At 69.4% G+C, this 25,782-nt stretch carries 28 protein-coding genes and 1 tRNA gene; 16 read left to right on the forward strand and 13 right to left on the reverse strand.

Annotated features, from left to right (window positions below; all coding sequences use genetic code 11):
* The first annotated feature begins 3 nt into the window (after positions 1-3).
* Complete coding sequence (locus tag Q344_RS0102230) at positions 4-465, forward strand: MmcB family DNA repair protein (RefSeq protein ID WP_036538204.1); 462 nt, start codon at positions 4-6, stop codon at positions 463-465.
* Positions 466-777: 312 nt separating this feature from the next.
* On the opposite strand, the gene Q344_RS0102235 is transcribed toward Q344_RS0102230, so the two are convergent.
* Positions 778-984: a DUF6324 family protein gene (locus tag Q344_RS0102235; protein WP_028285218.1), complete on the reverse strand. Its 207-nt coding sequence runs from the start codon at positions 982-984 to the stop codon at positions 778-780.
* A gap of 81 nt (positions 985-1,065) precedes the next feature.
* Between Q344_RS0102235 and Q344_RS0102240 the strand changes: the two genes are divergently transcribed.
* The 3 genes from Q344_RS0102240 to Q344_RS0102250 all read left to right on the forward strand — a co-directional run bounded on the left by Q344_RS0102240 (position 1,066) and on the right by Q344_RS0102250 (position 2,525).
* Complete coding sequence (locus tag Q344_RS0102240; RefSeq protein ID WP_028285219.1) at positions 1,066-1,566, forward strand: GNAT family N-acetyltransferase; 501 nt, start codon at positions 1,066-1,068, stop codon at positions 1,564-1,566.
* A gap of 48 nt (positions 1,567-1,614) precedes the next feature.
* Entirely contained in the window at positions 1,615-2,355 is a 741-nt protein-coding gene (locus Q344_RS0102245) for a hypothetical protein (protein WP_028285220.1), read from the forward strand.
* A 93-nt stretch (positions 2,356-2,448) separates the two neighbouring features.
* A tRNA-His gene (locus tag Q344_RS0102250) sits at positions 2,449-2,525 on the forward strand.
* Positions 2,526-2,567: 42 nt separating this feature from the next.
* Here the strand turns inward: Q344_RS0102250 and Q344_RS0102255 are convergent.
* Together Q344_RS0102255 and Q344_RS0102260 are read right to left on the reverse strand one after the other, a co-directional pair.
* Complete coding sequence (locus Q344_RS0102255; RefSeq protein ID WP_028285221.1) at positions 2,568-3,773, reverse strand: glycosyltransferase; 1,206 nt, start codon at positions 3,771-3,773, stop codon at positions 2,568-2,570.
* Positions 3,770-4,069 carry a DUF6476 family protein gene (locus tag Q344_RS0102260; RefSeq protein WP_028285222.1) on the reverse strand — a complete coding sequence of 100 codons (300 nt, stop codon included), beginning with the start codon at positions 4,067-4,069 and terminating at the stop codon, positions 3,770-3,772. The genes Q344_RS0102255 and Q344_RS0102260 overlap by 4 nt, the downstream gene beginning before the upstream one ends.
* Here Q344_RS0102260 and Q344_RS0102265 point away from each other — a divergent pair.
* The 3 genes from Q344_RS0102265 (at position 4,068) to Q344_RS0102275 (ending at position 7,031) form a co-directional block, all read left to right on the forward strand.
* Positions 4,068-5,084 carry an RluA family pseudouridine synthase gene (locus Q344_RS0102265; protein ID WP_028285223.1) on the forward strand — a complete coding sequence of 339 codons (1,017 nt, stop codon included), beginning with the start codon at positions 4,068-4,070 and terminating at the stop codon, positions 5,082-5,084. The two genes, Q344_RS0102260 and Q344_RS0102265, sit on opposite strands and share 2 nt — an antisense overlap.
* Before the next feature lie 188 nt (positions 5,085-5,272).
* The gene (rpoH, locus tag Q344_RS0102270; protein WP_028285224.1) at positions 5,273-6,169 is read left to right on the forward strand and encodes an RNA polymerase sigma factor RpoH; all 897 of its coding nucleotides are present in this window, start codon (positions 5,273-5,275) and stop codon (positions 6,167-6,169) included.
* Between the two features lie 109 nt (positions 6,170-6,278).
* Positions 6,279-7,031 (forward strand): sulfotransferase family protein, encoded by a 753-nt coding sequence (locus Q344_RS0102275; RefSeq protein WP_028285225.1) that lies wholly within the window; start codon positions 6,279-6,281, stop codon positions 7,029-7,031.
* Between the two features lie 12 nt (positions 7,032-7,043).
* On the opposite strand, the gene Q344_RS0102280 is transcribed toward Q344_RS0102275, so the two are convergent.
* Both Q344_RS0102280 and Q344_RS0102285 read right to left on the reverse strand, forming a co-directional pair.
* Complete coding sequence (locus tag Q344_RS0102280) at positions 7,044-7,298, reverse strand: hypothetical protein (protein ID WP_028285226.1); 255 nt, start codon at positions 7,296-7,298, stop codon at positions 7,044-7,046.
* Between the two features lie 3 nt (positions 7,299-7,301).
* Entirely contained in the window at positions 7,302-9,122 is a 1,821-nt protein-coding gene (locus Q344_RS0102285; protein WP_028285227.1) for a M3 family oligoendopeptidase, read from the reverse strand.
* Between the two features lie 321 nt (positions 9,123-9,443).
* On the opposite strand from Q344_RS0102285, the gene Q344_RS0102290 reads away from it, so the two are divergent.
* The gene (locus Q344_RS0102290) at positions 9,444-10,271 is read left to right on the forward strand and encodes a fumarylacetoacetate hydrolase family protein (protein WP_028285228.1); all 828 of its coding nucleotides are present in this window, start codon (positions 9,444-9,446) and stop codon (positions 10,269-10,271) included.
* 119 nt (positions 10,272-10,390) lie between these two features.
* On the opposite strand, the gene Q344_RS0102295 is transcribed toward Q344_RS0102290, so the two are convergent.
* Genes Q344_RS0102295 through Q344_RS0102305 form a run of 3 tightly spaced genes read right to left on the reverse strand, consistent with a single transcriptional unit; the run spans position 10,391 to position 14,185 of the window.
* Positions 10,391-12,637 (reverse strand): xanthine dehydrogenase family protein molybdopterin-binding subunit, encoded by a 2,247-nt coding sequence (locus Q344_RS0102295; protein ID WP_028285229.1) that lies wholly within the window; start codon positions 12,635-12,637, stop codon positions 10,391-10,393.
* Positions 12,630-13,673, reverse strand: a complete 1,044-nt coding sequence (locus Q344_RS0102300) for an FAD binding domain-containing protein (protein ID WP_028285230.1) — start codon at positions 13,671-13,673, stop codon at positions 12,630-12,632. The genes Q344_RS0102295 and Q344_RS0102300 overlap by 8 nt, the downstream gene beginning before the upstream one ends.
* A complete protein-coding gene (locus Q344_RS0102305) occupies positions 13,670-14,185 on the reverse strand; it encodes a (2Fe-2S)-binding protein (RefSeq protein WP_028285231.1) in 516 nt (171 codons plus the stop codon). Before Q344_RS0102305 ends, Q344_RS0102300 begins: the two co-directional genes overlap by 4 nt.
* A 179-nt stretch (positions 14,186-14,364) precedes the next feature.
* Here Q344_RS0102305 and Q344_RS0102310 point away from each other — a divergent pair, with 179 nt between their 5' ends.
* Together Q344_RS0102310 and Q344_RS0102315 are read left to right on the forward strand one after the other, a co-directional pair.
* The gene (locus Q344_RS0102310; protein WP_028285232.1) at positions 14,365-14,934 is read left to right on the forward strand and encodes a TetR/AcrR family transcriptional regulator; all 570 of its coding nucleotides are present in this window, start codon (positions 14,365-14,367) and stop codon (positions 14,932-14,934) included.
* A gap of 177 nt (positions 14,935-15,111) precedes the next feature.
* Positions 15,112-15,504: a GFA family protein gene (locus Q344_RS0102315; RefSeq protein WP_028285233.1), complete on the forward strand. Its 393-nt coding sequence runs from the start codon at positions 15,112-15,114 to the stop codon at positions 15,502-15,504.
* A gap of 38 nt (positions 15,505-15,542) precedes the next feature.
* Here the strand turns inward: Q344_RS0102315 and Q344_RS0102320 are convergent, their stop codons facing one another.
* Complete coding sequence (locus Q344_RS0102320; RefSeq protein ID WP_028285234.1) at positions 15,543-16,508, reverse strand: alpha/beta hydrolase; 966 nt, start codon at positions 16,506-16,508, stop codon at positions 15,543-15,545.
* A gap of 13 nt (positions 16,509-16,521) precedes the next feature.
* On the reverse strand, positions 16,522-16,809 hold the full coding sequence (locus tag Q344_RS0102325; RefSeq protein WP_028285235.1) for an SCP2 sterol-binding domain-containing protein: 288 nt from the start codon (positions 16,807-16,809) through the stop codon (positions 16,522-16,524).
* Between the two features lie 85 nt (positions 16,810-16,894).
* Between Q344_RS0102325 and Q344_RS0102330 the strand changes: the two genes are divergently transcribed.
* The 5 genes from Q344_RS0102330 (at position 16,895) to Q344_RS0102350 (ending at position 22,104) form a co-directional block, all read left to right on the forward strand.
* Positions 16,895-17,455, forward strand: a complete 561-nt coding sequence (locus Q344_RS0102330) for a tetratricopeptide repeat protein (RefSeq protein WP_229669121.1) — start codon at positions 16,895-16,897, stop codon at positions 17,453-17,455.
* A 7-nt stretch (positions 17,456-17,462) separates the two neighbouring features.
* Positions 17,463-20,465, forward strand: a complete 3,003-nt coding sequence (locus Q344_RS0102335; RefSeq protein ID WP_028285237.1) for a helicase-related protein — start codon at positions 17,463-17,465, stop codon at positions 20,463-20,465.
* 19 nt (positions 20,466-20,484) lie between these two features.
* Positions 20,485-20,892 (forward strand): RNA-binding S4 domain-containing protein, encoded by a 408-nt coding sequence (locus Q344_RS0102340; protein ID WP_051630207.1) that lies wholly within the window; start codon positions 20,485-20,487, stop codon positions 20,890-20,892.
* Between the two features lie 56 nt (positions 20,893-20,948).
* Positions 20,949-21,287 carry a ferredoxin FdxA gene (gene fdxA, locus Q344_RS0102345; RefSeq protein WP_028285239.1) on the forward strand — a complete coding sequence of 113 codons (339 nt, stop codon included), beginning with the start codon at positions 20,949-20,951 and terminating at the stop codon, positions 21,285-21,287.
* A gap of 304 nt (positions 21,288-21,591) precedes the next feature.
* The gene (locus tag Q344_RS0102350; protein WP_028285240.1) at positions 21,592-22,104 is read left to right on the forward strand and encodes a CarD family transcriptional regulator; all 513 of its coding nucleotides are present in this window, start codon (positions 21,592-21,594) and stop codon (positions 22,102-22,104) included.
* Between the two features lie 88 nt (positions 22,105-22,192).
* Here the strand turns inward: Q344_RS0102350 and arsC are convergent, their stop codons facing one another.
* From arsC to Q344_RS0102365, 3 genes are read right to left on the reverse strand one after another with little or no spacing between them, the layout of a single operon-like run.
* The gene (arsC, locus tag Q344_RS0102355) at positions 22,193-22,540 is read right to left on the reverse strand and encodes an arsenate reductase (glutaredoxin) (protein WP_036538209.1); all 348 of its coding nucleotides are present in this window, start codon (positions 22,538-22,540) and stop codon (positions 22,193-22,195) included.
* Entirely contained in the window at positions 22,531-23,592 is a 1,062-nt protein-coding gene (locus tag Q344_RS0102360; RefSeq protein ID WP_028285242.1) for a quinone-dependent dihydroorotate dehydrogenase, read from the reverse strand. Before Q344_RS0102360 ends, arsC begins: the two co-directional genes overlap by 10 nt.
* Positions 23,589-23,927, reverse strand: coding sequence for a DUF952 domain-containing protein (locus Q344_RS0102365; RefSeq protein WP_028285243.1), 339 nt, complete (start codon positions 23,925-23,927; stop codon positions 23,589-23,591). The genes Q344_RS0102360 and Q344_RS0102365 overlap by 4 nt, the downstream gene beginning before the upstream one ends.
* Before the next feature lie 121 nt (positions 23,928-24,048).
* Here Q344_RS0102365 and Q344_RS0102370 point away from each other — a divergent pair, with 121 nt between their 5' ends.
* Positions 24,049-25,605 carry a bifunctional metallophosphatase/5'-nucleotidase gene (locus Q344_RS0102370; RefSeq protein WP_028285244.1) on the forward strand — a complete coding sequence of 519 codons (1,557 nt, stop codon included), beginning with the start codon at positions 24,049-24,051 and terminating at the stop codon, positions 25,603-25,605.
* Positions 25,606-25,782 lie beyond the last annotated feature (177 nt).

Below are 25,782 nucleotides of genomic sequence, written 5' to 3' on the forward strand. Positions count from 1 at the left end.
GACATGTCGACCACCCTCTCGCCGGCGCCGCAGCCGGGCCAGATCCTCGCCCGCGGGGTCTGCCGCTTCCTGTCGGACGCGCTCGATTTCGCCTGTCTCGAGGAATTCGTCCCCGAGCGTGGCAAGCGGGTGGACGTGATGGCCTTGGGCCCGAAAGGGGAGCTCTGGGTCGTGGAATGCAAGTCGAGCCGGGCGGACTTCATGTCGGACCTGAAGTGGAACGGCTATCTCGACTGGTGCGACCGGTTTTTCTGGGCGGTCGACGTGGACTTCCCGCTTGAGCTTCTGCCGGAGGAGACCGGGCTGATCATCGCGGACGGATACGGGGCGGAGCTGCTGCGCGAGGCGCCCGAGGTGCCGCTGGCTGCCGCGCGGCGCAAGGTCCTGACCCGGAAGTTCGCCCGCGACGCGGCGCGGCGGCTTCAGGGCTGGCGCGATCCGCGGACGGGCCTGGCGACGGAGTAGGGTCGGGTCGGAGCGGTTGCTCCGCCCTGTCAGGCGTGGTCTTTCGATGGCGGGCACATGCCCGGGCCGGCGCGACGGGCCCGCGTGGCTTTCGGCGCAGGACCGGGCCGGGGCAGGGGATCCCGGCGCGGCAGGTGCCTTTTGCCGATGGCGGGGGGCGGTCTCAAGCCCGGCCTGCCCCTGGCGAGGCGGCAAGTGGCCCGTTCCGAAGGGGACCCGAAAAGATGCAGGCCGGGTTTGACCCCGGCCCTCCTGCGTGCCCGCGAGGCACTCCGGTCTTTCCCGGGGCCCGGGACCTGCGGCGCTCGCCCGTTACCGGCGCTTGCCCTTGCGGGCGCCGTTCTTCCGGGCCGCGTCGGCGGCGGCCTTGATCTCTTCCGCGATCTCGAGCGCCTCGTCCGGTTCGAAATCCATCGGGATCTCGATGCTGCCCGCGTCGATGAACAGCCGCACCATGCCCTGATCGGTCGGCCCGATCTGGAGGTTCGCCTCGATGTCGCGTTCGGTGTCGATGCCCATGGTTTGCTTCCTCTACGAATGGCCGAGCCAGATACGCCGCACGGGGTTGAAATGCAAGCGTGCAGGGGGTGGGATCGCGCCATGACCGGTCCCGCGATCCGCCCCTTCATCCGCGCCGACCTCGACTGGCTGGTGGCCACCCACCACCGGCTCTACGCGCAGGAGGCGGGGTTCGATGAGACCTTCGGCGCGGTGGCGCGCGACGCCGCGCAGCAGCTGCTCGACCGGGCCGACCCGCGCGAACGTGGCTTCGTGGCCGAGGTGGCACAGGCGCGCGTCGGCTCGATCTTCTCGACCCGCCTCGATGACGACACCGGCCAGGTGCGCCTTTTGCTGATCCTGCCGGACTGGCGCGGCAGCGGGCTCGCGCCGCGAATGCTGGCCGCGGCTGAAGGCTTCGCGAGGGCGCAGGGCTGCACCCGGATGCGGCTCTGGACCCACGAAAGCCACGCGGCCGCCTGCGCCCTTTATGCGCGCGAGGGCTGGCGGCGGGGTCCGCGCTGTCCGGTGCACAATTACGGGCACGATCTGGTGGAGGTGAGGTGGGACAAGGACTTGGCTGAAATTGCCTTGCCCGATTGATTGAATCGGTGATGCAAGACGGCCAGCTACGGGATCGGTGAGACGTGGATGACGCTGCAGGCGGCGGAGTTCGTCGACGGCCTGCTGGCCCGCGTCGCCGGGCTCGACACCGGCACCTCGACCGACAGCCTGTCCACGGACGGGCTCTTGAACCTGGTGGGCTTCGGCGAGACGCCACTCACGGACACGACATGGCAGGCACGCAACCTGTCCGCCGACATCGTCTCTCTCGCCCGGGCCGCCCCGAACGTGCTGGAGGCCGCGCTCTTCTCGACCTACGAGCTGCGCGCCGGAGAGAGCTACCGCGTGCGCTGCGACCCGCAGGAGGTGCTCAGGATCGAGGGGCCGCGCAGCCTGCGCAACGTGGCGCTCTATTCCGACTGCCCGATCGAATTCGACGCCGACGTGACGGTCGAGATGGCGCTGATTCTGTCCAACCTCTCGGCGCTGCTCGGCGATCCGGGGCCGTTCGCGCTCTCGGACCGCTTCGCGCTCGACAGCAGCGCGGATTGCCGGCCGGGGGACGGGGCGCGCATCTTCCTCTTTCTCGACACGAAGGTCGCCGCCGGGATCCCGGCGCTGGTCGACCCGGTCTCGCCATTCGGCGCCTACCTGCAGACGACGTGGTACGAGGTGGGCGGGCTGGTGACGCTGGTGCAGGGCACGCTGGCGCCGCTGCTCATCACCCTGTCCGACGCGCTGACCTTGACGGGCGAGGCGCTCGGGCTCGCCAAGGTCTGCCTGCAGCCTCGCATCATGCTCCAGAGCGACACGGTGCAGCTGAAGTAGACCCGTCGCGGCGATTGCCTTTCGGTCAGTGCGAGAGAGCCGCGCCAACCCTCTTGCAATCACCGGCGCGGGGGGCTAAATCGCCCCCCACGTGCCGCCTTAGCTCAGTTGGTTAGAGCGCTGGATTGTGGATCCAGAGGTCCCCTGTTCAAGCCAGGGAGGCGGTACCATCTCCCCCCAGACCCAGACCCAGACCCGGACCGGACCTCACCTCAGACGATGCCGTCGAGGATCGCCGCGAGGCGCTCCGTCGCCGCCTCGATCCGCAGGGGGGCAAGCGCATCGGGATTCCGCGGCCGGTCGGGCTGGCGGCCATGCGCCATGGTCTGCTCGACGATGTCGGCGGCGCGGGCGATCTCGTCCGCGCGCAGCACCTCTCCGGCGCCCGCGGCGGCGTAGAGCGCCTGCAGCTCCGGGTTCGGAACCTGTTCGAAGAGGATCACCGGCCGGCTCGACTGCAGGATGTCGAAGGTCTTGAGCGGCAGCCGCAGGGTCGAGCGCTGCGAGACGGCCAGCAGCATGTCCGCCGATTGCATCAGCGCGCCCATGCCCGCCTGCGGGATCCGGTCGATCACCCGGATCAGCTGCGCCGCGGGCTCATCGGGGTCCGGGCCGCCGCGGGGCTGGGCGGTCAGCACGAGGCGCACCCGGTCGGGTCCGAGGCCGCGGCGGGCCAGTTCGCGCGCCAGTTCCACGATCGGGGTGGCCGAGACGTAGGGCCCGAAGCTGCCGGGATAGAGCAGGGTGAAGACGGGGAAGGGCGCCATCGGCGGACTTGCGAAGATGGCGCCCGAGATGGCGTTGCGGATCGCGTGGAAACGCGCGGGCGACAGCTCGGGATACCATGCGCGGTAGGCGTCGCGTGCGCGTTCGGTGTTCAGGATGACCGCCGCCGCCTGTCGCATCAGGCGCCGTTCGGCCGGCCCTTCCAGCGCCCGGGTCCAGACCGGGCGGCGGGGCCCGCGCTGGTCGCAGGGCATCCACGGGTCGCGGTGGTCGATGACGAGCGGCAGGCCATGGGCCCGCGCCAGCCGCCCGGCGGCGAGGCAGAAGGCGTTCGGGGGCGCGTTCACCATGATCGCGTCGGGCGCATGGGCCCGGATCGCCGCATGGCCCGCGCGGATCATCCGGGGCACCTGCGCCAGCGCCTCGCCGAAGGGCAGCCATTCGGAATGGAACGGCGGATCCACGTTCGGTTCGGGGTCGAGCGGCAGGGGCACGCGGCGGACCGGCGCCGTGGCCGCGGCCTCCGGGGCGGGCGCGCCTGTCAGGACCTCGGGCGTGCCGTCGCGCAGCGTCAGGATCACCGGCGCCCAGCCATGGGCGGGCAGATGCGCGGCGAAGCGGGCGGCCCGGATCGCGCCGGTGGCGCGGGAAGGCGGGTATTCGGGGCAGATGTAGAGGAGCCGCCGGCTCATTCCGCGAGGTCCAGGGTCTGTTTCAGCCGGCCCGTGACGCGGTCGTAGACGAAGAGGCGCCCGTCCGCGCTCACCACCAGCACCATGCCCTCGGCCAGGGTCACGGCCGTCGGCGTCGCGCCGTCGGGCAGCGTGATGTCGGCGGGCAGCGGCGGGGCGGTGTCGCGGAAACGGATGACAATCAGCGCGATGATGAGTATCAGCCCAGCCAGCATCACGCCGGTCAGGACCGTCACCAGCAGCCGCAGGAAACGCAGGTTGGCCGGTTCCGGCACCGGGTCCTCGGAATTGGCCATGAACGACACCCTTACCTTCCGGATCGCCGCCGATCCGCCCGCCCGCCTTGATAAGGCGCTGGCCCGCGATGTGCCAGAGGCCGCATCCCTCTCGCGCACCCGGCTGGCCCGGCTGATCGCCGAGGGGGCGGTGCGCGTGGCGGGCAGCGTCGCCGCCGATCCCAAGGCGAAGGTGGCCGAGGGTGACGAGGTCGAGATCACGCTGGAGCCCGCCGCCGAGGTCACGCTGGCGCCCGAGGCGATCCCGCTCGACATCCGCCACGAGGACGACGACCTGATCGTGGTGATGAAGCCCGCCGGGATGGTCGTGCACCCCGCGCCGGGCTCGCCCGACGGCACGCTGGTGAATGCGCTGCTCGCGCATTGCGGCGACAGCCTCGCCGGGATCGGGGGCGAGCGGCGGCCGGGTATCGTGCACCGCATCGACAAGGAGACGAGCGGCCTGCTGGTCGTCGCCAAGACCGACCTCGCCCATCACGGGCTGGCCGCGCAATTCGCCGACCACTCGGTGGAACGTGCCTATCTCGCGCTCTGCCACGGGGTCCCGGATGCCGGAGAGCCCCGGCTGCGCGGCCTGCGGGGCGTGAGTTTCGAGCCCGGCGCGGTGATGCGGATCGCGACCGAACTGGGACGCCACCGCTTCGACCGCCAGAAACAGGCGGTCATGTGGGCGGGCGGACGCCGCGCTGTCACGCGGGCGCGGGTGCTGGAGCCCTTCGGCACCTCGGCCGCGCTGCTGGAATGCCGGCTCGAGACCGGGCGCACGCACCAGATCCGGGTGCACATGGCCTATACCGGCCACGGCCTGATCGGTGACCCGGTGTATGGCGGCCGCAAGCGCCTGGCCGCGGGCCGGCTGAGCGAGGCGGCGCTGCGCGGCGCCGAGGATTTTCCCCGCCAGGCGCTGCACGCGGCGATCCTGGGCTTCGTCCATCCCCGCAGCGGGCAGGCGCTCCGGTTCGAGGCCGACATGCCCGCCGACATGCAGGCGCTGCTCGACGCGCTCAGGGGATGAAAGATCGCATTCCGTTACCGCTCACACACTTCCGCGTGAGATGGCGGTAACTTTTCGAAACTACCGTCGGAAGTTCGACGTTGGGCCGTTATGAATCAGGACGCAGGGTTCTTGAACGCCTGCCGTCGCCTACCTATCTGGATGTTAAGCCCATAAACATTGGGCGCCAGGGATGAAAAGGACAGGGTGTGAGCAACTACGCAAATCTGCCGGCCCCGACGCCGGAAGGCGGTCTGAACCGCTATCTTCAGGAAATCCGGAAGTTTCCGCTGCTGGAACCGGAAGAGGAATACATGCTGGCGAAACGCTGGGTCGAGGATCAGGACACCTCGGCCGCGCACCAGCTCGTCACCAGCCACCTGCGGCTCGCCGCGAAGATCGCCATGGGCTACCGCGGCTACGGTCTGCCGCAGGCCGAGGTGATCTCGGAGGCCAACGTGGGCCTGATGCAGGCGGTGAAACGCTTCGATCCCGAGAAGGGCTTCCGCCTCGCCACCTACGCGATGTGGTGGATCCGCGCCTCGATCCAGGAATACATCCTGCGGTCGTGGAGTCTCGTGAAACTTGGCACGACCTCGGCGCAGAAGAAGCTTTTCTTCAACCTCCGCAAGGCCAAGGCCCGCATCGGCGCGCTGGAAGAGGGCGATCTGCGCCCGGAGAACGTCAAGCAGATCGCCAACGATCTTGGCGTGACCGAGGACGAGGTGATCTCGATGAACCGGCGGATGTCGGGCGGGGATGCCTCGCTCAACGCGCAGGTCGGGACCGAGGGCGAGAGCTCCATGCAATGGCAGGACTGGCTCGAGGACGAGGACGCCAACCAGGCGGACGATTACGCCGAGCGCGACGAGCTCGACGCGCGGCGCGAGCTGCTGGTCGAGGCGATGGACGTCCTGAACGATCGTGAGCGGGACATCCTGACCAAACGCCGGCTGTCCGAAGAGAACATCACGCTCGAGGACCTGTCGGCCGATTACGGCGTGAGCCGCGAGCGGATCCGCCAGATCGAGGTGCGCGCCTTCGAGAAGCTGCAGAAGCGGATGCGCGACCTTGCGAGCGAGAAGGGCATGATGGCCACGGCCTGAGGCCATGCACAGGGGGCCGGCGCGCATGGTCGTGCCGGCCCGCTCGCGTTAAACACCACGAAAACCGCGCTGCCTATTTCCTCCCCGGGGTCACTCTCGGGGAGTTCACATGTCGGATCGGCATCTCGTCATCGCAGGGCAGGGGCGTGCCGGAAGCACGCTCTTCTACAACATGCTGCGCCACTGCCTGCGCGATTTCCATCTACCGGAGGGCGAGACCAGCGCGGTGAGCTGTCTGAACCGCCCGGGCAACGCCTGCACCAAGCGGCCCTTCGACATTCTCCAGATGCCCCGGATCGCCGCCGCCTTTGCCGGGCGGAAACGACTCGACCTGATCGTCACGCTGCGCGACCCGCGGGACATCCTGACCAGCCGGCACCGCGCGGTCCCGGGGGAGTATTTCTACGGGGCCGACCGATGCTACCACATCTATCCCGACCGGGCGCCCACGCTGACCGCGCCCGGTTTCCTGCAGGTGCACAAGGCCATCCTCGAGACCGCGCGCTCCGGTCTCTTTCCGCAGGGGATATTCTACCTGAAGTATGAAGATCTGGTGGCCCACCCCGAGGCGGTGCAGGACCTCCTGGCCCGCGACTTCGGCCTGCGGTTCGAAGGCGACTTCCGCGCCTTCACCGAACAGGGCGTGACGGCCGAGCTCGACCGTGCGCTCAACGGTCTTCGCCCGCTCGAGGCCGGGCGGATCGCGAAATGGCGCGCGCCCGAACACCGGGCACGGATCGTCGAGCAGTTCACCCGTTTCCCGGTGCTGCACGACATCCTGATCTCACTGGGATACGAGCGCGACCGGAGCTGGTTCGACGCGATCTCGGACGCATCCGCCGCGCAGGCGCCCGGCGTCTAGGGCTGCCGGGCCCTACTCCGACGGCGCGTCTTCGGGCGCCGCCCGCCGGCTGCGACGGGCCTTCAGTCCCCGCCACCAGGGGCCGACGTCAAGCCAGGCCAATGCCGCGCCGAGCGGGATCATCCAGAAGCCGAGGATCGGCAGGAAGCCGAGAAAGCCCAGGCAGATCAGGATGATGCCGAGGACCACGCGGGTCCCCGGCGGCAATGTCCTGCGGGCCTTGACGAGGAAGCGATGCCCTCGGGTCTTGAGGGAACGCTGCGCCACCTGTCAGCCCTCCATCGCCTCGAGCTCGTCGATCATGTCCGAGATCATCGACAGCCCCTTGTCCCAGAACGCCGGATCCGAGGCGTCGAGCCCGAAGGGCGCGAGCAGCTCCTTGTGGTGCTTCGAGCCGCCCGCCTTGAGCATCTCGAAATACTTGTCCTGGAAGCCTTCGGGGCTCTCCCGGTAGACCGCGTAGAGCGCGTTCACCAGCCCGTCGCCGAAGGCATAGGCGTAGACGTAGAAGGGCGAATGGATGAAGTGCGGGATATAGGCCCAGAAGGTCTCGTAGCCCTCCATGAAGTCGAATGCCGGCCCGAGGCTTTCGGCCTGAACCGACATCCAGAGCGCGTTGATGTCGTCGGGGGTCAGTTCCCCGCCGCGCCGGGCCTCGTGCAGCTTGCATTCGAAATCGTAGAAGGCGATCTGGCGCACGACCGTGTTGATCATGTCCTCGACCTTGCCGGCCAGCAGCGTCTTCTTCTCTGCATCGTCCCTGGCGTTGTCGAGAAGGCGGCGGAAGGTCAGCATCTCGCCGAAGACCGAAGCCGTCTCGGCCAGCGTCAGGGGCGTGGAGGACAGCATCTCGCCCTGGTCCGCCGCCAGCACCTGGTGGACGCCGTGTCCCAGCTCATGCGCCAGGGTCATCACGTCGCGCGGTTTGCCGAGGTAGTTGAGCATCACGTAGGGATGCACGTCGGTCACGGTGGGATGGGCGAAGGCGCCCGGGGCCTTGCCGGGCTTCACGCCCGCGTCGATCCAGCCCTTGTCGAAGAAGGGCGTCGCGATCTCGGCCATGCGGGGGTCGAATGCGCCATAGGCGTTCATCACCGTCTCGCGGGCCTCGGTCCAGTTGACCGTCCGGGTCTCTTGCGCGGGCAGCGGCGCGTTGCGGTCCCAGACCTGCATCCGGTCGAGCCCCAGCCATTTCCGCTTCAGCTCGTAATAACGGTGCGACAGCTTGGGGTAGGCGTCCACCACCGCGTTGCGCAGCGCCTCGACCACCTCGGGTTCGACATGGTTCGACAGGTGCCGCGCGGTCTGGGCCGAGGGCATGCCCCGCCAGCGGTCGATGACCTCCTTCTCCTTGGCCTGGGTGTTGTGGACCCGGGCGAAGGTGCGGATGTTCTCGGCGAAGACGGCGGCCAGTTCGCGTGCCGCGGCCTCTCGCAGGTCGCGGTCCTGTTCGGTCAGCAGGTTCAGCGTGCCCTCGATGTTCAGCTCTTCGCCGTTCACGTGGAAGGTCAGCCCGGCGATGGTCTCGTCGAAGAGCTTCTCCCAGGCGTCGCCGACCACGCCGAGGTCGTGCAGGAACTTCTCCAGCTCGTCCGAGAGCTGGTAGGGCTTCATCGCCCGGATGCGGTCGAAGACCGGCTTGTAGCGGGCGAGGTCCGGGTTCTCGGCAAAGAGCGTGTCGAGATGGTTGTCGGGCAGCCGGTTGAGCTCGAGCGTGAAGAACACGAGCGGCGTGGTGAAGGTGGTGATCCTGTCCTGCATGTCGGACATGAACTTCGCCCGGCCCGCGTCGGTGGTCAGCTGGTAATAGCGCAGGCCCGCGTAGGACATGATCCGCCCGGCGACCGACTGGATCCGCTCGTTCCGCTTCACGCAGTCGAGGAAGGCGGGGGCGTCGAGCGTGTCGAGCTTGCCCTCGTAATCGGCCGCGAAGGAGCGGCAGGCCTCCTCCAGCCAGTCGAGGTCACGCTTCACCTCGGCCGCATCGGGCGCGGTGTAGAGGTCCGACAGGTCCCATTCCGGCAGGTCACCCAGGTTCTTGCCCCCGGAACTGGCGTTGGCGTCGCGAAGGGGGAAGGGCAGGGTGAGCATGGGCAGGGTCCTTTCGGTTCTGGTTGAGGCAGAGATAAGGCGGGGAAGGGGGCGCCTCAACCCCGGGGCCGCGCGCAGGCGACGGATCATCGGCCTCGGCCGGGCTCAAGTCCGGCTTCCCCCGCGGTCCCGGGCGCCCGCCCCTCGGCCCCGGCAGGGTGCGCGGCCGCATGCACCCTTCCCCTCGCCACCCCGCTTCGGCGCAGGCGTCAGGCAGGCCGTGGCCGCGCGCCGGACGCCGCCCGAACACGGCATGCCGCGCCCCCTTGCGCTTCCCGCCCCCTTCGGCAACCCTCGCCGCGCAAACCAAGGGAGGGACCCATGAAATTCCTGCGCTACGGCGAGATCGGGGCGGAGAAGCCCGGCGTTCTGGACGCGGAGGGCCGCATCCGCGACCTCTCGGGCGTTCTTCCTGACCTGACCGGAGAGGTCCTGGCCGCCCCGCCCGCCTTCGACATCGACACCCTGCCGCTGGTCGAGGGCAGCCCCCGCCTCGGCGTGCCGGTGGCGCGGATCGGCAAGATGATCTGCATCGGCCTCAATTACTCCGACCACGCCGCCGAGGCCGGGATGCCGATCCCCGCAGAGCCGATCGTCTTCATGAAGGCGACCTCTGCCATCATCGGCCCGAACGATCCCGTCCACCTGCCGCGCGGGGCCACCAAGGGCGACTGGGAGGTCGAGCTGGGCGTCGTCATCGGCAAGACCGCGAAATACGTGAGCGAGGCCGAGGCTTTGTCCCACGTCGCCGGCTACACCATCGTCAACGATGTCTCCGAACGCGCCTTCCAGTCCGAGCGGGGCGGGCAATGGACCAAGGGCAAGAGCTGCGACACCTTCGGCCCCGTCGGCCCCTGGGTCGTCACGCCGGACGAGGTCGGGGACCCGCAGGCGCTGGCGCTGACCTGCGACGTGAACGGGGAGCGGCGGCAGACCGGCTCCACCGCCTCGATGATCTTCGGGGTGGCGCATGTGATCTCCTACCTCAGCCAGATGATGCGGCTGGAGCCCGGCGACGTGATCGCCACCGGGACGCCCCCGGGCGTCGGCATGGGGATGAAGCCGCCGGTCTTCCTCAAGGCGGGCGACGTCATGGAACTGGCGGTCGAGGGGCTCGGCACGCAGCGGCAGGAGGTCTTTGCCGACTGACCCGTCTCCGGCGCGCGCAGCGGCGGGAAGAGGGCAGGGCGGACATCTTTGCAAAGCGGCCGACGTCGGTTTGCAAAGCCCGCGGCGACGGAATACCCCGCCGCCGCGGGCATCCGGGGTCAGGCCCCGGCCAACAGGTCCTCGATCCGGATCGGGAAGCGCCGGACACGTGTCCCGGTCGCATGCCAGATCGCGTTGGCGATGGCGCCGACCGAGCCGGAGATGCCGATCTCGCCCACGCCCTTCACGCCGATCGGGTTCACGTAAGGGTCGTCCTCGTGGACCGTCAGCACCTCGAGCCCGGTCACGTCGGCATTCACCGGGATGTGGTACCCCGCGAAATCGCCGTTCACGATCCGCCCGGTGCGCTTGTCGAAAAGCGCCTCCTCGTGCAGCGCGAAGGAGATCCCCCAGATCATCCCGCCCATGAGCTGGCTCTCGGCCAGCCGGGGATTGATGATCCGCCCTGCCGCGAAGGCCCCGACCATGCGGGTCACGCGGACCTGGAAGAGCTCCGGGTCCACCTTCACCTCGGCGAAGACCGCGCCGTGCGAATACATCGCGTGCCGCGCGGCGTCCTCGGGCGGGCGGGCGGCCTTGCCGGTGCCCACGACCGCCGCGCCGCCGTTCCGGGCGATGATGTCGGCGAAGCTATCGCGCCGGCTGTCGTCCTCTTCCGCAACGAGCCAGCCGTCCCGCGCCACGACGCCGGTGTTGCCGGTGCCGAAGAGCGGGCTGTCGGGGTCGGCCGAGGCGATCCCGGCCAGCTTCGCCACCGCGTCGCCGCCGGCCGCATGCAGCGCGCCGCCGGCGGTCGCGGTGTGGCCCGAGCCGCCCGCCACGCCGCCGTCCGGCAGGTCGGAATGGCCCGAGCGGAACTCCACCCTGTCGAGCGGCAGGCCGAGCGCATACGCCCCGATCTGCGCCAGCGCCGTCCAGGCGCCCTGGCCCATGTCGGCGGCGGCGGTCTCGATCAGGCCGGTGCCGTCGGGCAGGAGCGTCGCACGCGCCTCGGCCGCGAACATCGGCGCGCCGAATAGCGCGGTGCCCATGCCCCAGCCGACAAGCTTTCCGTCCGCGTCCTGCATCCGGCGCGGCTCGAGCGGCCGGCCCTCCCAGCCGAAGCGCTTGGCACCTTCGGCGTAGCATTCCCGCAAGGCCTTGGAGGAATAGGGCTTTCCGGTTCCCGGCTCGGTCTCTGCATAGTTCCGGAGGCGGAAGTCCAGCGGGTCGATCCCGGCCTTCTCGGCCATTTCGTCCATCGCGCTTTCCAGCGCGGCGGACCCCGAGGCTTCGCCCGGTGCGCGCACCGGGCCGGGCGTGCCGGTGTCCACCCGCACCGCCTCGAAGGCCGAACGGAGGGCGCCGGCATTGTAGAGCCCCTGCGAGGCATAGGCGGCGGGCTCGATGAAATCGTCGAACGAGGAGGTCGTCGCCAGCGACTCGTGATCCAGCACGGTCATACGCGCGTCGCCGTCGATCCCGATCCGGATCCGCTGGCGCGTCGCGCCCCGGTGCCCGGTCGGCCCGAACATCTGGTCGCGCCGGAACATCAGCTTCACCGGGCGCCCCAGCTCCCGCGCCGCCATGATGGCGAGGATCTGGGGGCCGTTGGCGATCGCCTTGGAACCGAAACCGCCGCCGAGATAGGGGCTGCGGATGGTGATGTCCCCGGGCGCGATGCCGAAGTAATAGGCGTAGGCGCCGCGGGTCAGCACGACGGCCTGGGTCGGGATGTCGAGTTCGAGCTTGCCGTCCTTCCATTCGGCGACGAGGCAGTGGCTCTCCATCGCGTTGTGGTAATTCTCGGCCGTCTCGTAGGTGGCGTCGAGCGCCTGGTCCGCCGCCGCGTGCCCGGCGGCAACGTCGCCGTGTTCGAAATCCCTGGGCAGGCCGAAGGGCGCGTCGCCCTTGGGCTTGAAGGGCTCGTTTCCGTCCAGTCCGACGCGGGCGGGCTGCGCCTCGTATTGCGGCTTCAGCAGGCGCGCGCCCTCGGTCGCGGCCTCGAGGCTTTCGGCGACGACGAAGGCGACGGGCTGGTTTGAATATCTCACTTCGTCACTTTGCAAAGCCTCGAAGCGGAAGGCGAACATGAAGGGTTTCGCATCGGGATCGCCCGCGAGCGGGGGCCGGTTCCACGGGGTATAGACCGCGACGACGCCGGGATGGGCGAGCGCCGCTTCGGTGTCGAGCGCCGTGACCCTGCCGCGCGCGATGGTGGCCGGGGCGTAGACCGCGTGCAGCATCCGGTCCGGTTGGTTGTCGGCGGCGAAGGTCGCGGTGCCGGTGACCTTGGCGATCCCGTCGCGGCGGGTGGTCGGCTGGCCGGAGTTCGAGCCGAACCTGGGCATGATGACGTCAGGCATGGGCGGGCTCTCCGAAGGTCGAGGCGGGCAGGGCGGGCATCCGCGCGGGTGTTCCGGCGGCGGCCAGCGCCAGCGCGCGGGTGGCGGTGCGGCGGGCGAGGTCGATCTTCCAGGCGTTCTCGCCCGAGGGGGCGGCATCTTGCAGGGCGCGCTCGGCCGCCTGCGAGAAGAGCGCGGCGCCGGGGGGCTGAGCTGTCAGCATCGCCTCGGCCTCGGCCACCCGCCAGGGTTTCGCGGCCACCGCGCCAAGGGCGAAGCGGGCCTCGGCGATCGTGCCGTCCTCGATCCGGAGCGAGGCGGCGCAGGAGGCCAGCGCGAAGGCGAAGGAGGTCCGCTCGCGCACCTTGAGATAGCGGCTGTTGGCCCTGAACGCCCTGGCCCCGGCGGGCAGGCGGATCGCGACGATCAGCTCTCCGGGGGCGAGGGCCGTCTCGGTCTCCGGCGTGTCGCCGGGCAGGTGGTGGAACGCGGCCATGGCGATCTCGCGCTGGCCCGAGGGACCCGCCACCTCGACCACCGCGTCGAGCGCCGCGAGGGGGACGGCGAAATCCGAGGGGTTCGTCGCGATGCACCTGTCCGACCAGCCGATCACCGCGTGGTTGTGGGTCTCGCCGCCGATGGCGGCGCAGCCCGTGCCCGGGTCGCGGCGGTTGCAGGGGCTCCAGGGATCCTGGAAATAGGCGCAGCGGGTGCGCTGGACGAGGTTGCCGCCGACGGTCGCCGCGTTGCGGAGCTGGCCCGAGGCGCCGGAGAGGATGGCCTCGGCCACCATCGGGAAATCGGCGGCGAAGTCGGGATCGTGGGCGAGGGTGGAATTCCTCACCAGCGCCCCGATCCGGGTGCTGCCGTCCGGCAGGCTCTCGATCCCGTCGAGCCCGGGCAGGCGGGTCACGTCGATCACCTTCCCCGGCGCCATGGCCCCGGTCTTCATCAGGTCGACGAGGTTGGTCCCGCCGCCGAGCCAGGCCGCGCCGGGCTCCCAGGCCGAGAGCGCCTCGTCCAGGGAGGCGGGGCGGATGTAGTCGAAGAGGTTCATGCGCTGGCCCTTTCGTCCGCGTCCGAGGCGGTGTCGGCGTCCGCCATCCGGCGGGTGGCGTCGAGCACCGCCTCGGTGATCCCGTGATAGGCGGCGCAGCGGCAGAGGTTGCCGCTCATCCCCTCGCGGATGCGCTCGGGGTCGTCGCCGGCATGGCCCTCCGAGATGAGACCGACGGCCGACATGATCTGACCCGGCGTGCAATAGCCGCACTGAAAGCCGTCATGGTCGATGAAGGCCGCCTGCACCGGGTGCAGCGTGTCGCCGGTGGCGAGGCCCTCGATGGTGGTGACTTCGGCGCCGTCGAGGGTGACGGCGAGGGTCAGGCAGGCGTTGACCCGCCGGTTGTCGATCAGCACCGTGCAGGCGCCGCACTGGCCGCGGTCGCAGCCTTTCTTGGTGCCGGGCAGGGCCATGCGCTCGCGCAAGAGGTCGAGCAGGGTCACCCGCGGGTCGTCGAGCGTTACCGCCCGTGCCTCGCCGTTGACGGTCAGGCTGATGGCGTGGGACATGCATCCTCCATTGGCTTACATTCGGATTGAATCGTCGTGGGATTTCGGGATTTCGGGGCGTGCGCGGCGAAAGCCCGTCAGGTATCGGCCGGGGGCAGAAAGAGGGACTTCGTGTCCTGCCCTCGGGTAAGGAATATACGGAGGCACCCTCCGTTTAGCAAGGGGGACGTTCGGACGTCATGGCAGAGGCCCGCCGAAAGCCGCGCGCGGATGCGCTGAGGAACCGCCGGAGACTGGTCGAGGCGGCCAAGGAGGTGCTGGGCCGCGGCGGGCCGGAGGCGAGCCTGGAGGCCGTCGCAAGGGCCGCGGGCGTGGGGATCGGCACGCTCTACCGCAACTTCCCGACGCGCGAGGCGCTCTTCCAGGCGGTCTACCGGCACGAGGTGGAGCAGCTGATCGCGCTGGCCGGGGATCTGGACAGCGGCGACCGGGTCGCGGACCTGAGGGCATGGACCCATGCGCTGATCGGCCTGGTGGCGACCAAGCGGGGCCTTCTGGGCGCGCTGGCTGTGGTGCCGACGGATGCATCCCGGGCGATGTACGACGAATCGCAGGTGCAGATGAAGGCGGCGGTCGGCGGGCTGATCTCGGCCGGGATCGCCGATGGCGCGCTGCGCGCGGATGCCGAGGTCGAGGACCTGCTCTCGACGATCTACGGGCTCTGCCATGCCAGCCCGCCCGAACCGGGCTGGGAGGCGCGGGTGCTGCGGCTGATCGACATCTTCATCGACGGGCTCAGGGCGCGATGACAGCCGGGCACGCTCCGGGCCTGCGGTTGTGCGGGCGGGGTCCGCGCGACAGTGGGGGCCAGCCCCCACACCCCCGGAGTATTTCGGGAAAGATGAAGCGGGAAGGGCGTCGCGGCGAGCGGCCTGGAGCCCGGGCTGGCGCGCGCTGCCCATGGCCGGATGAGTGAGGAGGCGGGGATGCGAACCTATTCGGGCGGATGCCGTTGCGGCGCGGTGCGGCTGGTGGCGGAAGGAGAGCCCTACCGCGTGGGGCTCTGCCATTGCCTCGACTGCCGCAAGCACCACGGGGCGCTGTTCTACGCGGCGGCGGTCTTCCCCGAGGCGGCCCTGCGCGTCGAGGGCGTGACGGGACAATACGAGGGCCGTCATTTCTGCCCGCGCTGCGGCTCGCCGGTCTTCGCGCGGAGCGGCGACGAGGTGGAGGTCCATCTCGGCACGCTCGACGCACCCGATCAGCTGGTGCCGACCTACGAGACCTGGGTGATCCGCCGGGAGGGCTGGCTGCCGGACGTCCCGCTCGCCCGGCAGTACGACCGGAACCGCGAGGGCGGGGGGCGGTCCGAGGATTGAGGCCGCCGGAGCCCGAGGGGGGGGCGGCGTTGCGCCCGCTAGGCCCGTGCGGCCGTGGTGCGCCGCGCCGCGTTATGGGCGTCGAAATGCGCGGTGATCGCATCGAAGAGGCGGGCCCGGGTCTCGGGCGTGTCCATCATCACCTCGTGATCACCCGCCTGCACCCGGACCAGCCGCCCGCCGGGCCATTTCGCCATCTGCGCCTCGATCGCGGGCACGTCGACGATGGCCTCGTCGCTGCCGACGAAGGCGATGCAGGGCACATCAGGGGCGGGCATCGACGCCAGCGCGGCGGTTTCGGCCAGCGCCTCGCGCAGCCAGCGCAGCGTCGGGCCTGCCAGGGCGACGTCCATATGGGCCCTGGTCTGCCGGATCATGTAATCGTACATGCCCCGGTCCTTGGTGAGATTGTTGCCCTCGAACGGTTCCACCAGCACGTAGGCGTTCCGGACCGTGCCGGGCGCATAGGCGTTGCCGAAGCCGAGCGCGGTCCCGACGGAGGAGAGCACGCGCGCCACGGGGCGCATCGCCGGGGGAATGGCGATGCCCCACATCGGACCGGTGAAGGCCGCGGCATCCACCGGCAGCCCCTCGTGCAGCGCGCGCAGGCCGATGCAGCCGCCCATCGAATGGCCGATGAGGAAGAAGGGGCGCGGCAGGCCCATCTCGGCCACCGCGGCGCGCATCGCCTGCACGTCGAGCTGATAGTCGGAGAAGGCCCCGACATGCCCCTTCAGCGGCGCCTTCACCAGCCGGTCCGCAATGCCCTGGCCGCGCCAGTCCACCGCCGCCGTGGCATAGCCGCGTGCCGCGAGATCGCGGGCGGCGCGGCCGTATTTCTCGATATACTCGGTGCGCCCGGGGAAGAGGAGCACGGTCCCCCGCGCCCCGTCCGCCGGCCATGCGCCGACGCGGATGCGCACCCCGTCCGCGGCCGTCACCCAGAGGGCGCGGCCCCCTTCGGGTCCGTCGTCGACGTCCGAGAAGAACGGGGCGGCTTCCACGCGGGCGATCCGGTCAGCCCAGGGCCGAGCCGAGCGCCATGGCCTTGCCCATGTCGCCGTCCACCGACAGCTTGCCGGTCATGAAGGCCGAGGTCGGGTTCAGCTCGCCCGACATCATGTCCTTGAAGGTCTCCGCATCCGCGGTGAGCGTCACCTCTGCCTCCTCGTCGCCGACCCGGGCGCCGCTCTGGTCGACCATGATCGCGCCTTCGCCGGTGATGACGAATTTCGCGACGCCGTCGAAGCCGCCGTCCAGTTTCTCGTTGAGCATGGCCGCGGCCGCGTTCAAATCTTCGCTCATTTTCGCGTTCCTTCCTCGAAATCGCCGCGTGAGGGCTTACATGAGCCTCGCGGCACGCTACACTGAAATCGTTATGGGCGCGTCTATGCAGTTTATCAAAAGTGCCGTTGCGGCATTCCTCACCATGGCCTGTCTGGCCGGTACGGTCCATGCCCAAGGCACGGCCCCGGGCAGCGAGGAGCCATCGCTGACAGACCAGTTGCAGGTGGCGTCGCCCGAAGACGCGGCGCGGCTCGAACGCGAGATCCGCATGGACTGGGAGAAATCGGGCTCTCCGGCGATGGACCTGCTGCTCAAGCGCGGCAAGGACGCGCTCGAGGCGGGCGAGCTCGAGCTTGCCATCGGTCATCTCTCGGCCCTGACCGACCATGCGCCCGATTTCGCGGAGGGCTGGCACGCCCGTGCCATGGCCTTCTACCAGGAAGAGGAATTCGGCCTCGCGCTCCACGACCTCGAGGTGACGCTGGCGCTGAACCCCCGCCATTTCGCCGCGATCTACGGGCTGGGCGTGGTCATGGAGAGCCTCGGCCGCGACACGGACGCCTACGCGCTTTACACCCGGGTGCTTTCGTTGCATCCCCACCATCAGGATGCGCTGGAAGGGGTCGAACGCCTCAAGGCCCGCGTGAACGGCACCGAGATCTGAGGCCCGGATGACATCGCTGGCCGAACGGGGCGGGATCACTGCGGTCCTCGGCCCCACCAATACCGGCAAGACCACCTACGCCATCGAACGGATGCTGGGCTATCGCACCGGCATCATCGGGCTGCCCCTGCGGCTGCTTGCGCGCGAGGTCTATGACCGCATCGTCGCCCTGCGCGGCCCCTCCGTCGTGGCGCTGGTCACGGGCGAGGAGCGGATCGTGCCGCCGCGCACCCAGTACTGGGTCTGCACCGTCGAGGCGATGCCCGAGGGGATGGGGGCGGATTTCCTCGCCATCGACGAGATCCAGCTCTGCGCCGATCCCGAGCGGGGGCATGTCTTCACCGACCGGCTGCTGCGCGCGCGGGGGCTGAACGAGACACTGTTCCTCGGATCGGACACGATGCGGCCGACGATCGCGGCGCTGGTGCCCAAGGCGCAGTTCATGCGCCGCGAGCGGATGTCGCAGTTGACCTATTCCGGTTCGAAAAAGATAAGCCGGATGCCCGCCCGCAGCGCCATCGTCGGCTTCTCGGTCGAGAATGTCTATGCCATCGCCGAGCTGATCCGTCGCCAGAAGGGCGGTGCGGCGGTCGTCATGGGCGCGCTCAGCCCGCGGACACGCAACGCGCAGGTCGAGCTCTACCAGAACGGCGATGTCGACTTCCTTGTCGCGACCGATGCGATCGGGATGGGGCTGAACCTCGACATCAACCATGTCGCCTTCTCGTCACTGACGAAGTTCGACGGCCGCCGGATGCGCCACCTCGCGCCGAACGAGCTGGCCCAGATCGCCGGCCGCGCCGGGCGGGGGATGACCGACGGCACCTTCGGCGTCACCGGAGAGGCCTCGCCGCTCGAACCCGAGGTGGCCGAGGCGATCATGGACCACCGGTTCACGCCGCTCAGGAAGCTCCAGTGGCGGAATTCCGCGCTCAACTTCGGCACGGTCGACGGGCTGATCCGGTCGCTCGAGGAGGGGCCGGACGACCCAATCCTGGTGAAGGCGCGCGATGCCGACGATCTCATGGCGCTCAAGCACATGGCCGAAAGCGCCGAGGTGCGGGCGCGGGCGGGCACGGCCACCGGGGTCAAGCTGCTGTGGGACGTCTGCCGCGTGCCCGATTTCCGCGGCATCAGCCACGCCGAACACGCCTCTCTGCTGGAGCGGATCTTCGGCTACCTGCACGAGAACGGGCGCATCCCCGACGACTGGATCGCGCGCCAGATCCAGCGGATCGACCGTGTGGACGGCGACATTGATGCGCTTTCGAAACGTTTGGCCTATATTAGGACATGGACCTACGTCGCGCAGCGCGCAGGCTGGGTTTCGGACGAATCCCATTGGCGCGGAGAGACCCGCGCGGTAGAAGACCGCTTGTCGGACGCGCTCCACGCGCGCCTGACTCAGAGATTTGTCGACCGGCGGACGAGCTTGCTCCTGCGCCGGTTGAAGCAGAAGGAGGCCTTGGTGGCCGAAGTGAACGACAAGGGCGAAGTGACGGTCGAAGGCGAATTCGTCGGCCGTTTGGAAGGGTTCCGGTTCCGGCAGGACAAGAGCGCGGAGGGGCAGGAGGCCAAGGCCGTCGCCCAGGCCTCTGCGCAGGCGCTCGCGCCGCATTTCCACCTGCGGGCGGACCGGTTCTACAATGCGCCGGACACCGAGATCGATTTCACCGAACAGGGCGGGCTCATGTGGGGCGCGGACGCGGTCGGCAAGCTGGCTGCGGGCGATGATCCCCTGCGGCCGCAGGTCGTCGCCTTCGTGGACGAGAGCGCCGGGCCCGACGTGGCCCAGAAGGTGCAGCGCCGGCTTCAGCATTTCATCGACCGCAAGATCGCCGCGCTGTTCGAGCCGATGATCGCGATGAGCCGGGACGAGGCGCTGACGGGCATGGCCCGCGGCTTTGCCTTCCAGATGGTCGAAGGTCTGGGCATCATCCCGCGCCAGAAGGTGGCCGAGGACGTGAAATCGCTCGACCAGGACGCCCGCGGCGCGCTGCGCAAGCACGGCGTCCGGTTCGGCCAGTTCACCGTCTTCATGCCGCTCCTGCTGAAGCCCGCGCCGACCCGGCTGCGGCTGGTGCTCTGGTCGCTGGCCAACGGGCTCGACGAATTCCCCGAGGCGCCGCCGCCGGGGCTGGTCACCGTCCCGGTGCATGACGGCGCGCCCGAGGGCTATCACACCATGGCGGGCTACCGCGCCGCCGGGACCCGTGCGATCCGGATCGACATGCTGGAACGCCTGGCGGACATGCTGCGGAACGAGGACAGCCGCGGCGGGTTCGAGGCGAAGGCCGACATGCTCTCGATCACCGGCATGACGCTGGACCAGTTCGCCGACCTGATGCAGGGGCTGGGCTACAAGGCCGAGAAGGGCGAACGCGAGAAGGTGAAGGCCGGGCCTGACGCCACCGAAACGGCCGGGGAGCCCGACGCGGGTGCCGCCGAGGAGCCGGGCGCGAGCGAGGTCGAGGCCACGCCGGACGCCGGGACCACCGAGACCGGGGGCACGCCCGACGAATCCGGTGACACGCCCGCGGGCGAGACCGGCGCGAGCGAGGTCGAGGCGACGCCCGACGCCGCCCCCGCCGACGCGACCCCGCCGGATGCCGCCCCGGCAGAGCCGGTGACGGAGGCGCCCGAGTCCCGCGCACCGGCCGAGGAAGTGCCGGTGACCGAGGCCGCGGGCGAGGCGGCCGAGGCCGCGGATGCCTCCGCCGAAGCGCCCGAGACCGAGGTCTTCTACACCTTCACCTGGTCGCGCCAGCGTCAGGGCGGCGGACGTCCGCAGAACCAGCGCGGCAAGCAGGCGCAGGGCGGCAAGCCCTCCGGCAAGGGCCGTCCGCAGGGCAAGGGCGGGCCGAAGGGCCAGGGCCGCGACCGCGGCAAGGGTCCGAAGCGCGAGCAGGGGCCGAAGAACTTCTCCTCCGGCCCCAAGCCGTCGCGCGACCGGATCGACCCCGACAACCCCTTCGCCGCCGCCCTCATGGGGCTGAAGGACAAGGGCTGAGCCGGGGGGCTGACCGCAGATGAGCTCCGATCCGCAAGAGGGCCGGGCGAAAGAGAAAATCCGTGTGGACAAATGGCTGTGGCAGGCCCGGTTCGTGAAGAGCCGGAGCCTTGCCGCGGCGCTTGCGTCCGGCGGGCATGTGCGCGTCAACGGGGCGAAGATCGCCAAGGCCTCGCACGCGGTCGGGCCGGGCGACGTGCTGACCTTCCCGCAGGCCAACCGGATCCGGGTGGTCCGCATCCTGGCCCCCGGCACCCGGCGCGGACCTGCCCCCGAGGCGCAGGGGCTCTACGACGATCTGGAACCGGCGGCGCCCGGGACCCCGCAGGACAATGTCGCACCGATCGAGCGGATCGAGGGAAATGCGCGCCCCACGAAGCGTGACCGCAGGAAACTCGATCTTGATCGCCGCCGGGCGCTTGAATGATCCGGGCACGCGGGTTAGCTAGCCGGTGACTACCCACCTCCCGGGGCCACGGCAACATGACCTACATCGTCAACGACAACTGCATCGCCTGCAAATACACCGACTGCGTCGAAGTCTGTCCGGTGGACTGCTTCTACGAAGGCGAGAACATGCTGGTGATCCATCCTGACGAATGCATCGACTGTGGCGTCTGCGAGCCGGAATGCCCCGCCGACGCCATCCGTCCGGACACCGAGCCGGACATGGAGAAGTGGGTCGAATTCAACCGCAAGTATTCCGAGATGTGGCCCGTCATCATCACGCGCAAGGACCCTCTGCCCGGGGCCGATGAGCGCGATGGCGAGGAAGGCAAGCTCGAAAAATACTTCAGCGAGGCACCCGGAGAGGGCGGCTGAGCGCGCGGACCACGTAACGGGCGAGTTTCCGCCGACGGACTCGATCAAATCGGGTCACGACGCGGCGATTACCAAGCGAATTCGGGGCGGTAAGGGTGGATGCCCTTCCGCCAAGCCGCGATTCGTGGTATGGTGTAATCCGCAAATGACAAATGCTGCCTGCTCCCCCCGTTCGCGGATGCTGCTGACCGCAAGACGGACATCCTGATATGCACACCATTCGGCGTGGTGGCCCCAAGGGGCTTCGACGTCGGGTTTTGCGTCGCCGATGCCCGCCCGGGTGGACCAGACACGAGGAAGGACTGTGACCAACATGAAGAAGAACGAATTCCGTCCGAACGACTACGTTGTCTATCCCGCGCATGGCGTGGGTCAGATCGTCTCGATCGAGAAACAGGAGATCGCCGGCCTCCAGCTGGAGCTGTTCGTGATCTCCTTCGAGAAGGACAAGATGACCCTGCGCGTGCCGACGAACAAGGCGACAGAGGTCGGGATGCGTTCGCTCTCGAGCCCCGACGTGGTGTCCAAGGCGATGACCACGCTCAAGGGCAAGGCGAAGGTGAAGCGCGCCATGTGGTCGCGCCGGGCGCAGGAATACGAACAGAAGATCAACTCGGGCGACCTGATCGCGATCGCCGAAGTGGTGCGCGACCTGCACCGCAGCGACGACCAGCGTGAGCAGAGCTACTCCGAACGCCAGCTCTACGAAGCGGCGCTGGAGCGTCTGACCCGCGAAGTGGCCGCCGTCTCGGGTGGCGACGAGGTGACCGCCGCGAAGCAGGTGGACGACGTGCTGGTTTCGCGCGCCGCGGCCTGAACGACGGCCTCTCCGACAGCTTTCAACCGCGCCCCCCGGGGCGCGGTTTTTTCGTGACGTGCAGGCCGCGCTTCAGCCCGTCCCCCGCTCAGAGAAGCTCGAGCACCGCTTCCGGCGGACGGCCCAGCACCGCGCGGCCGCCCTTGAAGACCACCGGGCGTTCGATCAGCCGGGGATTGGCGGCCATCGCGGCGAGGACCGCCTCTTCCGGCGCGCCCTTGAGCCCGAGCGCCTTGAACTCGGCCTCGCCCTTGCGGACCAGCCCGGAGGGCGGCAGGCCGAGCGCCTCGAGCGCCGCGTCCAGCTCTGCCGGCGAGGGGGCGTCCTCGAGGTAGAGGCGCAGCTCGGGCTCCACCCCGTTCTCGCGCAGCAGCGCCAGCGTCTGCCGCGACTTGGAGCACCGCGGGTTGTGCCAGATCGTCACCGTCACAGCCATTCCTCCCGCTGGCAGCCGACCGCCTGGGCCACCGTCTCGAAACCGTCGCGTTCCAGCAGACGGTCGAGCCCGCGGACGATCCCGGGCACCAGCGACATGCCGTGGTAGACCAGCGCGGAATAGAGCTGCACCGCCGAGGCGCCCGCGCAGATCTTGGCGTAAGCCTCCTCGGCCGAGGAGACGCCGCCCACGCCGATGAGCGGCACCTTGCCCTCGGTCAGGGCCGAGAGCCGCGCCAGGACGCGGGTCGACATTTCGAAGAGCGGCGCACCCGAGAGCCCGCCCTGCATCCCGGTCGCGCCCTTCGTCTTCAGCCCGTCGCGGCGCAGGGTGGTGTTCGTCGCGATGATCGCATCGACCCCGGTCACGGCGGCGACCTCGGCCACGTCGGCCAGCTCGGCCTCCGAGAGGTCGGGCGCGATCTTCAGGAAGACCGGCAGCGGCCGCCGCAATTCGTCGCGCGCCGCCATCACCCCGAGCAGGAGCTGCATCAGCGCGACCTTGCCCTGCAGGTCGCGCAGCCTCTCGGTGTTGGGCGACGAGACGTTGACGGTCGCGAAATCGAGGTAGGTGCCGCAGCATTGCAGGACCCGCGCGAAATCGCCCATCCGGTCCGCGCTGTCCTTGTTCGCCCCGAGGTTCAGCCCGATCACCGCATCGCGGGGCCGGCGGGCGAGGCGGTCCCGCGCGGCCTCCATGCCGTCGTTGTTGAAGCCGAAACGGTTGATGACGCCTCGGTCCTCGGTCAGCCGGAAGAGCCGCGGCTTCGGGTTGCCGGGCTGGGGCTTCGGCGTGATGGCGCCGACCTCGATAAAGCCGAAACCGGCCCGGGCGAGCGGCGCCAGCGCCTCGGCGTTCTTGTCGAAGCCGGCGGCAAGGCCCACGGGGTTCGGCAGGTGCAGGCCCGCAAGCTCGGTCCGCAGGCGCGGCGAGGTGATCTGGCCGGGCAGGGGGACCAGCCCCTTGCAGAGCGCCTTGAGCGCGAGCCCGTGGCCGGTCTCGGGGTCGATCCGGTGCAGCGCCGTCAGGCCGATCCGCTCGAGAAGGTTCACGCCATGTCCTCCGGGAAGACATGCGCGCCGTTTTCCAGCGGCAGCGGGCGCGCCCAGAGCACGTCCGAGCGCCGCAGCCTGCGGTAGAGATGCGGGAAGAGCGCGCCGCCGCGGGACGGCTCCCACTTCAGGTCGGGGGCAAGCGTGTCTGCGTCGAGCGCGAGCAGCCAGAGGTCGTCCTCACTCGCGAAATGCTTCGCGGCGGTCTCGGCCGCCTGCGCGGCGGTCGAGAAATGCACATAGCCGTCCGCGACGTCGACGGGGGCGCCGTCGGTCTCGCCGTCGGATTGCAGGAGGGCCCATTCGGGGGCGCGGAAAATCTTGTAGATCAGCATGCGATCACTTGCCCGAGCGATTGACCGATGGTCAAGCGCCTGTCTTGGGAATGTCCTTTGACAGGCGCCACGTAAAGGGGCAGCATTTCCTCATCCGGACCCCTGACACGAGGATATTCCCATGACATTCCGTCTGCTTGCGGGCACCGCGGCACTGGCGCTTTCCGCCGGGACCGCACTGGCCGATTTCCCGCTGACCATCCTGCACACGAACGATTTCCACGCGCGGTTCGAGCCGATCAGCAAGTACGACAGCGGCTGCTCGGCCGAGGACAACACGGCCGGGGAATGCTTCGGCGGGTCCGCACGCCTTGTCACCGCGATCAAGGAGGCCCGCGAGCGGGCCGAGAACTCGATCCTCGTGGACGGCGGCGACCAGTTCCAGGGCACGCTGTTCTACACCTATTACAAGGGCAAGCTCGCCGCCGAGATGATGAACAAGCTCGGCTATGACGGCATGACCGTCGGCAACCACGAATTCGACGACGGCCCCGAGGTCCTGCGCGGCTTCATGGACGCGCTCGACTTCCCGATCCTGATGTCGAATGCCGATGTCTCGGGCGAGCCGCTGCTGGCCGACGTGCTGAAGAAGTCGGTCGTGATCGACGTCAACGGCGAGAAGGTCGGCCTGATCGGCCTGACCCCGCAGGACACCGACGAGCTGGCAAGCCCCGGGCCGAACGTGATCTTCACCGATCCCGCCGGGGCGGTGCAGCACGAAGTCGACCGGATGACCGAGGAGGGCGTGAACAAGATCGTCGTGCTCAGCCACTCGGACTACAACGTCGACAAGCGGGTGGCCGAGAACACCACCGGCGTGGATGTCATCGTCGGTGGCCACACCAACACCCTGCTGGGCGACATGGACGGCGCCGAAGGCCCGTACCCGACGATGGTGGGCGACACGGCGATCGTGTCGGCCTATGCCTACGGCAAGTTCCTGGGCGAGCTGAACGTGCTCTTCGACGACGAGGGCAACATCAAGGAAGCCTCCGGCGCGCCGATCATCATGGACGCCGCGGTGACCGAGGATCAGACCACGGTCGACCGCATCGCCGAGGCCGCCAAGCCGCTGGACGAGATCCGCAACAAGGTCGTGGCCGAGACGACCGAGGCGATCGACGGCGACAAGAACGCCTGCCGCACCGGGGAATGCCAGATGGGCAACCTCGTGGCGGACGCGATGCTGGCCCGCGTGAAGGACCAGGGCATCGACGTGGCGATCGCGAACGGCGGCGGGCTGCGCGCCTCCATCGACAGCGGCGAGGTGACCATGGGCGAGGTCCTGACGGTGCTGCCGTTCCAGAACACGCTCTCGACCTTCCAGACCAAGGGTTCGGTGATCGTCGAGGCGCTCGAGAACGGGGTCTCCCAGCTCGAGGACGTGGCGGGCCGCTTCCCGCAGGTCGCGGGGCTGAGCTTCACCTTCGATCCGGCGGCCGAGCCGGGGTCCCGGATCAGCGACGTCATGGTCGACGGCGCGCCGATCGAGCCCGAGAAGACCTATGGCGTGGTGACGAACAACTACGTGCGGAACGGCGGCGACGGCTACGCGATGTTCGTGGCGGGCGAGAATGCCTATGATTACGGCCCCGACCTGGCCGACGTGACCGCCGAATACCTCGCCGCGCAGGGGCCCTACACGCCCTATACGGACGGCCGGATCACCCGCAAGTAACCCGGTCCCGCATCCCATGCGGGAGACCGCATGCGAGAACGCCCGCCATCGCTGAGTGGCGGGCGTTTTTTGTCACGCAGGCGCGGAGCCTGCCGCCCGCGCGTCGGAAATCCCTTCGGCCATACCCTGTTCGGGTTATATGCCGGAAGCTGCACGTCCCGACATGGCGGGGCGCGC

Source organism: Pseudooceanicola nanhaiensis DSM 18065, from assembly GCF_000688295.1.
Taxonomy (GTDB): Bacteria; Pseudomonadota; Alphaproteobacteria; order Rhodobacterales; family Rhodobacteraceae; genus Pseudooceanicola; species Pseudooceanicola nanhaiensis.

Excerpts from the sequence above, each read along its gene's own strand:
- Q344_RS0102315 (WP_028285233.1), top strand. The coding sequence starts at position 15,112 with ATGCGAACCTATTCGGGCGGATGCCGTTGCGGCGCGGTGCGGCTGGTG.
- Q344_RS0102310 (WP_028285232.1), top strand. The coding sequence starts at position 14,365 with ATGGCAGAGGCCCGCCGAAAGCCGCGCGCGGATGCGCTGAGGAACCGC.
- Q344_RS0102370 (WP_028285244.1), top strand. The coding sequence starts at position 24,049 with ATGACATTCCGTCTGCTTGCGGGCACCGCGGCACTGGCGCTTTCCGCC.
- Q344_RS0102230 (WP_036538204.1), top strand. The coding sequence starts at position 4 with ATGTCGACCACCCTCTCGCCGGCGCCGCAGCCGGGCCAGATCCTCGCC.
- arsC (WP_036538209.1), bottom strand. The coding sequence starts at position 22,540 with ATGGCTGTGACGGTGACGATCTGGCACAACCCGCGGTGCTCCAAGTCG.
- Q344_RS0102275 (WP_028285225.1), top strand. The coding sequence starts at position 6,279 with ATGTCGGATCGGCATCTCGTCATCGCAGGGCAGGGGCGTGCCGGAAGC.
- Q344_RS0102330 (WP_229669121.1), top strand. The coding sequence starts at position 16,895 with ATGCAGTTTATCAAAAGTGCCGTTGCGGCATTCCTCACCATGGCCTGT.
- Q344_RS0102265 (WP_028285223.1), top strand. The coding sequence starts at position 4,068 with ATGAACGACACCCTTACCTTCCGGATCGCCGCCGATCCGCCCGCCCGC.
- Q344_RS0102335 (WP_028285237.1), top strand. The coding sequence starts at position 17,463 with ATGACATCGCTGGCCGAACGGGGCGGGATCACTGCGGTCCTCGGCCCC.
- Q344_RS0102300 (WP_028285230.1), bottom strand. The coding sequence starts at position 13,673 with ATGAACCTCTTCGACTACATCCGCCCCGCCTCCCTGGACGAGGCGCTC.
- Q344_RS0102240 (WP_028285219.1), top strand. The coding sequence starts at position 1,066 with ATGACCGGTCCCGCGATCCGCCCCTTCATCCGCGCCGACCTCGACTGG.
- Q344_RS0102235 (WP_028285218.1), bottom strand. The coding sequence starts at position 984 with ATGGGCATCGACACCGAACGCGACATCGAGGCGAACCTCCAGATCGGG.
- Q344_RS0102305 (WP_028285231.1), bottom strand. The coding sequence starts at position 14,185 with ATGTCCCACGCCATCAGCCTGACCGTCAACGGCGAGGCACGGGCGGTA.
- Q344_RS0102325 (WP_028285235.1), bottom strand. The coding sequence starts at position 16,809 with ATGAGCGAAGATTTGAACGCGGCCGCGGCCATGCTCAACGAGAAACTG.
- Q344_RS0102245 (WP_028285220.1), top strand. The coding sequence starts at position 1,615 with ATGACGCTGCAGGCGGCGGAGTTCGTCGACGGCCTGCTGGCCCGCGTC.
- Q344_RS0102255 (WP_028285221.1), bottom strand. The coding sequence starts at position 3,773 with ATGAGCCGGCGGCTCCTCTACATCTGCCCCGAATACCCGCCTTCCCGC.
- Q344_RS0102290 (WP_028285228.1), top strand. The coding sequence starts at position 9,444 with ATGAAATTCCTGCGCTACGGCGAGATCGGGGCGGAGAAGCCCGGCGTT.
- Q344_RS0102260 (WP_028285222.1), bottom strand. The coding sequence starts at position 4,069 with ATGGCCAATTCCGAGGACCCGGTGCCGGAACCGGCCAACCTGCGTTTC.
- Q344_RS0102295 (WP_028285229.1), bottom strand. The coding sequence starts at position 12,637 with ATGCCTGACGTCATCATGCCCAGGTTCGGCTCGAACTCCGGCCAGCCG.
- Q344_RS0102365 (WP_028285243.1), bottom strand. The coding sequence starts at position 23,927 with ATGCTGATCTACAAGATTTTCCGCGCCCCCGAATGGGCCCTCCTGCAA.
- Q344_RS0102340 (WP_051630207.1), top strand. The coding sequence starts at position 20,485 with ATGAGCTCCGATCCGCAAGAGGGCCGGGCGAAAGAGAAAATCCGTGTG.
- Q344_RS0102285 (WP_028285227.1), bottom strand. The coding sequence starts at position 9,122 with ATGCTCACCCTGCCCTTCCCCCTTCGCGACGCCAACGCCAGTTCCGGG.
- fdxA (WP_028285239.1), top strand. The coding sequence starts at position 20,949 with ATGACCTACATCGTCAACGACAACTGCATCGCCTGCAAATACACCGAC.